The 1,674-nt window shown below is 30.6% G+C and carries 2 protein-coding genes; both read left to right on the forward strand.

Annotated elements, in window-relative coordinates:
* The first annotated feature begins 70 nt into the window (after nt 1–70).
* A complete protein-coding gene (locus JCM14209_RS08535; RefSeq protein ID WP_025023032.1) occupies nt 71–754 on the forward strand; it encodes a helix-turn-helix domain-containing protein in 684 nt (227 codons plus the stop codon).
* A 23-nt stretch (nt 755–777) separates the two neighbouring features.
* Entirely contained in the window at nt 778–1,629 is an 852-nt protein-coding gene (locus JCM14209_RS08540) for an IS3 family transposase (protein ID WP_235804108.1), read from the forward strand.
* Nucleotides 1,630–1,674: the final 45 nt, after the last annotated feature.

Raw genomic sequence — 1,674 nt, forward strand, 5'->3', positions numbered from 1 at the left:
TGATATGCTCCCTTTAGAGTAGACACAGAAATAAATAAAATTCTGTATCTATTCTGGAGGGAGTTTTTGTATGTCAAAAAGGGTTAAATATTCGTTAGAAGTTAAAATAAAAAGCGTAGAAATGCTTCTTTCTGGAAAGCATCGAATTTGTGAAATTCAAAAAATTACTGGTGCTAACGGAGTTACAATTCGTAGATGGGTTAGTAAGTACAAGCATAACGGTATAGATGGATTAAAAGAATCACATACTTGGAAAAAATATCCTAAGGAATTAAAAGAAGCTGCTGTCCAATATTATTTAGATGGCAAAGGTTCAATGCCTGAATGTTGCGATAAATACAATATTTCTAATCATTCACTTTTAAGGCAATGGATTTATAAGTATAATACCAGTAGTACTACTACTGGAGGAACAACAAGAATGACATCTGCACGTAAAACAACTTTAGAAGAAAGAATTGCAATTGTGAAGAATACCATTGCCAAAGGCAATGATTATGCCTGGGCATGTAAGGAATATAATGTATCTTATAATCAAATATATAATTGGGTTAGAAAATTTAATGATTCAGGAATAGAAGGTCTTAAAGACAGACGTGGAAAAAATTTAAAGAATCGCGATGTAAAAAGTTTATCCGAAAAAGAACGACAAAAACTTGAGATTATTAAACTTAAAGAAAAATTAGCTGAAAAAGAAATGGAGAATATGATCTTAAAAAAATTGTACGCCCTACAAAAGGTGGTGAAGAAGTAAGTAAAAGGCTTAAGTTTCAGGCTATAGATGAACTTTGTAAAGAATATCCAAAAATAATGACGGTAAAAGCACTATGTACATATTTAAGGATTTCACGTTCCGGATATTATAAGTGGAAAAATACTACAGAATCTAAAGCAGAAAGATTAAATAAGTATATAATGAGAGTTCTTAAAGATGAATTTATCATTAGTAATCAAAGAGCTGGATATCGTACTTTAACAATGAAAGTACGACGTGATTATGGACTTAAGGTAAATCATAAACGTGTACGGCGATTGATGAGAAAAATTGGAATTGCATCAATAATTAGACGTAAACGCAGGATATATACTGTTTCATCAGAACAAGAAACTGCAGAAAATATTTTAAATCGTAAATTTAAAGCTGATAGACCTAATCAGAAATGGGTGACGGACGTCACCTATCTAAGTTATGGTAATGGTCAAAAGGCTTATTTGAGTGCAGTTAAAGACTTATATGGTGGAGAAATTATTGCTTATGAAGTAAGTAAGAAAAATGATAACGTATTAGTTTTAAACACAATCGAAAAAGCTTTGAGAGCAAATCCGGGAGCAAAGCCAATATTGCATAGTGATCGAGGTTACCAGTATACTTCATATCAATATTCAAATGTTTTATTAGAATATGGAATTCAAAAAAGTATGTCACGTGTAGGTAAATGTATTGATAATGCACCAATGGAAAGTTTTTGGAGTCATTATAAAGATGAAGCATATAATGGTAAGAAATTTAAATTATATGAAGACTTAGTAACATCAATAGATAACTATGTTAAATATTATAATAAGCAACGTTATCAATGGAAATTAAATAGCCTGACTCCATTTGAATATAGGAATCAGGCTGCATAATACTATTTTGTTTTTTTTATTGTCTACTTGACAGGGTTCACTTCA

Source organism: Ligilactobacillus hayakitensis DSM 18933 = JCM 14209 (assembly GCF_000615845.1).
GTDB classification, from domain to species: Bacteria; Bacillota; Bacilli; order Lactobacillales; family Lactobacillaceae; genus Ligilactobacillus; species Ligilactobacillus hayakitensis.

Bases quoted from the DNA above. Each gene is read 5' to 3' on its own strand.
- JCM14209_RS08535 (WP_025023032.1), top strand. From the start codon at position 71: ATGTCAAAAAGGGTTAAATATTCGTTAGAAGTTAAAATAAAAAGCGTA.